At 53.3% G+C, this 3,895-nt stretch carries 4 protein-coding genes; all 4 read right to left on the reverse strand.

Annotated features, from left to right (window positions below):
* A partial coding sequence (locus C7H09_RS19965) for a hypothetical protein (RefSeq protein WP_206074293.1) occupies positions 1–226 on the reverse strand: 226 nt, incomplete at its 3' end.
* A gap of 483 nt (positions 227–709) precedes the next feature.
* Positions 710–1,168, reverse strand: coding sequence for a hypothetical protein (locus C7H09_RS08205; RefSeq protein ID WP_106762076.1), 459 nt, complete (start codon positions 1,166–1,168; stop codon positions 710–712).
* A gap of 665 nt (positions 1,169–1,833) precedes the next feature.
* Entirely contained in the window at positions 1,834–2,157 is a 324-nt protein-coding gene (locus C7H09_RS08215; protein ID WP_106762078.1) for a hypothetical protein, read from the reverse strand.
* Between the two features lie 104 nt (positions 2,158–2,261).
* Positions 2,262–3,587, reverse strand: coding sequence for a group II intron reverse transcriptase/maturase (ltrA, locus tag C7H09_RS08220; RefSeq protein WP_106761967.1), 1,326 nt, complete (start codon positions 3,585–3,587; stop codon positions 2,262–2,264).
* Positions 3,588–3,895 lie beyond the last annotated feature (308 nt).

A 3,895-nucleotide genomic window follows, 5' to 3' on the forward strand; every position in this document is an offset into this window, starting at 1 on the left:
CGAAAGGAACCAGAGCGCAAACAACGCCAATCCGATTACCATCTGAACTGGACGGCCCCGCGACTAGGGCACGCCATGAATAACCATGCTGCCGATGATGCTGGCAACCACCCTCGACAGCAACTTTTCCGGCCTTGGCCATCACCAACAAAGGCGGCTTTGCAGCCAAGTCCGATGCCAAGGCCCTTGCACTGAGCCCGCCAAAAATGAAGACGGCCTGGGCCATTAACGCCCGTAGCAGGCGCATTTATGTAGGTGGATTTTGTGTGGCAGCGTAGCGCCCGCCGCGCAAAAGACGCCGAAATAAATGTCGCACTGCCTACGTTTGTTAAGCATTATCTTCCAATTTGTAGTATTTTATTTCGTTATTACGCTCGTCGAGTACAATAAGACGTTTACAATTACCGCATTCCAAAAGCCGACTTCTCGTAACGACTAATTCAGAGATAAAATCTTCAGCCGATTTATTTGGCCTCTCCTCATCAAGATAGTCTTCTTCGACGATCAGCGAAATACCAGTCCCACAGAACATATTCGTATGAACAAGCTCTTCACATTTACACCTGACCCATGATCCCATCTGAATTCCTTTGACGCTTAACGCCGCAAGCAGCTGCGGCTTTGTAGTGGATTGTTTTTCGGTAGCTTAGCGTTAAACCGAAAAACAAGTAACGGAAAAGCCGTCAGACTGACTTGCATTGTTATACGATTATTCGTCGTCACAAGTTAGCCACATTCCAATTTTGTTTTTTCCTACTGCACACAAAAAACTATCCCGACTATGGTTTGTTACGGGATGCCAACCTGACCTAGTGAAATTACTGAAAAATGCTGGATTAACAAGCTCCTCCTGGAAAGAAGCCAATAACATCTTCAGATCGGCATCGGATAGTTGCCGCTCGCTTCCGTACCTTATAGCTTCACTTGCCATTTGTATGAACAGATTCTCGAATTCTTCAAGTGATACTTGCTTCAATCCCCTGCTTGGAAAAGTAATCGTTTCTTTCTCGTTTAACCACGGATAGAAATCTAGCTGGTTGTTCTGAGATAAGCATTCTTGTATCACGTCCTGGCCATTTTCGCCGCTCAGATTGGGGAGCAATACATACCCAAAATAACAATCACTCCAAACGTCCTGATATTTCCAAAATCTCTCTTCGATGCTCATAGCCTACTTCGTATAACGCTAGCCAGCATGCGCGGCTACGGAATGGAGGCGAAGCCGCAATGCAGTAGGCGTCGCGTGCCTGGCCTTGTTAGCCTTTGCCAACAGATTGCCCTCTTGATTTATGCCACGCAATCACCCCGATAAGGGCGCTAACCATCGCTGGCACAGGAAGCACTAGCATATATAAATACATGATCCCCAGACATGCGTGACACCCTTTCCTATCACCCCCTTCACCGATCATGCTTGCGCTTGCCAACATCATGACGATAGAGACAGCCAACCAGATAATTCTATTGACCTCAGCGTACTTGCAAAGAAGCACGACTGAGAGAGGGATATAGAAGAGTAAGCCAAACATCAGTTCGTGGATTCGGAACGTCCCTCGCCACAAATACTCGAATACTGACGGGTTCAGATCGCCGGCAGCTAGATCCCTTAAATACCAGGCATATGCGTCTGCAAAGTCGAGGAAAGCCCATGAAAGCGAGCAAAAGAGCAACGTCCAACCGCAGGAATAGCGATAGTTTTTTAGATGAGCTCGAAGCATATTTTGGCTAACGCTGAGATTAGCGGCGCCCTTGTAATGGAGGCGAAGCCGCAATGAAAAGGGCGTCCGGCGGCCATCGGCCGCGTACTACAGCGCCTTGTTAGAATTTGATACTTCAACGCCCATGCTTGCCTGCCACCAACAGGTCATAGCCCCATTTGAAAGTTGCAGCAGGAAAAGCCCTCTCGAATTGCTGCCTTACCTTCGGCATATCGTGATCCTGAATCCTGTCATCAGCGAGCTCGATCGCGGCCACATTTATGTATTTTGATAATCTACCTAACAGGTTCTCTATCCCATAGTAGCTGAAGCACTTGGCACCAACCCTTAGTGACGTCACTTCAATTGGATTTACTGTGTACTCTGCCTTCTGAAGATCCTTTTCATCCCAGAGAAACAGCCTTCCACCATTGAATATCTTTTCTGGATCAATCTTCATACTGTTCTAATCGGGATAGGGAGGCACCTCACGATGCCCCTCCTCCCACATCACCGGGCATACGGATCACGTACCACGGCGATTCAGTGACTTGATTCAACCCGTTACCGCACTGCCAGTTCCGGCAGTCCATAGCTCCGAAACAACCGGGCCGGTAAGGCTTGCCGCAGGGCTGGCGAATGACTCAGCCGCCACGGGCCGTGGGCTGATTTCGCAGTGTTCCAGGCCAGTTTGACCGAGACACCCCGCTTTCTCAGCTCACGATACCCCCTTCGGCCCCATTGCTTCCACACGTAACTTCTCATTCTCCGCCGTATCCACTTGTCCAGGTCCCGCAGGGGGCTCAGCACTTCGGCTGCGTCGAAGTACGCTTTCCAACCAAGCAGGGTCTCTTTCAAATCTGCGATCACCTGGGCCAGTGAGTGGCCCCGTGTTCGGCGGCTCAGTATCCGGATCTGGGTTTTCAGCTTGGTGATAGCTTTGTCAGCCACTTTCAATCGCTGCCCTTTCCGGCTGAGGGTGAAGCCCAGGAAGCTGCGCTTCCAGGGCCGGTCTACCGCGCTCTTTCGTGTATTCACTGTGAGCCTCAGCGAGTCCTCGATAAAGCGCGTCAGACTCACCATCACCCGCTCTCCTGCACGGCGACTGCCCACGTAGATCTGGCAGTCATCCGCGTAGCGGGCAAATTTCAGGTTGCGCCGTTCCAGCTCCCAATCCAGCTCATCCAGCACCACATTCGCCAACACCGGAGACAGTGGCCCGCCTTGGGGCACGCCCTCGGGTGTTGGTGTTTTGCGGCTGTCGATCTGTACACCTGCCTTCAGGTACCGGTTGATCAACCTGAGCATCGGCCTGTCCGGCGTGTGCCGTTTCAGGCGTGCCATTAGGCGATCATGGTTTACCCGGTCAAAGAAGGCTTCCAGGTCCAGATCCACTACCCAGTTACGGCCTTCCCGAGCGCAATGCTGTCCGTATCGAACTGCCTGATGGGCAGAACGCCCCGGACGGAAGCCATAGCTGTGTGGGTGGAAGCGGGGTTCCCAGTCCTGCTGGATCACCTGAGCGATTGCCTGCTGGATGAAGCGATCCAGCACCGTTGGAATGCCCAGAGGGCGAGAACCGCCGTTGGCTTTGGGGATGGTGACCCGCCGGACCGGTTTGGGTCGGTAGGTCTGCTGGAGCAGTTGCTGCCGGATCTCGGGCCAATGTTGGCGCAGATAATCCGGCAGTTCATCCACGGTCATGCCGTCGATGCCCGGCGCTCCCTTGTTACGTCGAACCTGTTTCAGGGCGCGATTGAGGTTGTCCCTGCTCAATACACGCGCCATCCACGGTGAGGGTTGAACGGAGTGCGAGTTCTCCCGATTTCCGGCAACGGGTTCATCCCCTGGTTGCTCCAGGGTCAGCGCAAGCTGCTTTGCGGATGCCATCCCGTTTCCCTGCACGGACACTCGACTCCTGTCTCTGTTCGGGCCTTCGGTTCACGGGCGAACCTACTATGCCCTCTGCTGATTTCTGCCACGCGATCAGAGACGATCGCTCGTCTCTCAGTGGGTCCGTCCACACGCGGCAGACCTCCCGGGGTAAGGCACAGAGCTTTCACGGCGTGAGCGCCCGATTTATAAAGCACACCCCAGCCGCAGAAGGAGGGCTTCGCGGTCACGTGCCCGCTCGCCCCGGATGTACCACACCTCGTATCGGGTTCCTGTTCGTCGCCCCGCCGCTTTGGATTGGGCTT

Origin of the sequence: Marinobacter fuscus (assembly GCF_003007675.1) — a bacterium.
GTDB lineage: Bacteria > Pseudomonadota > Gammaproteobacteria > Pseudomonadales > Oleiphilaceae > Marinobacter > Marinobacter fuscus.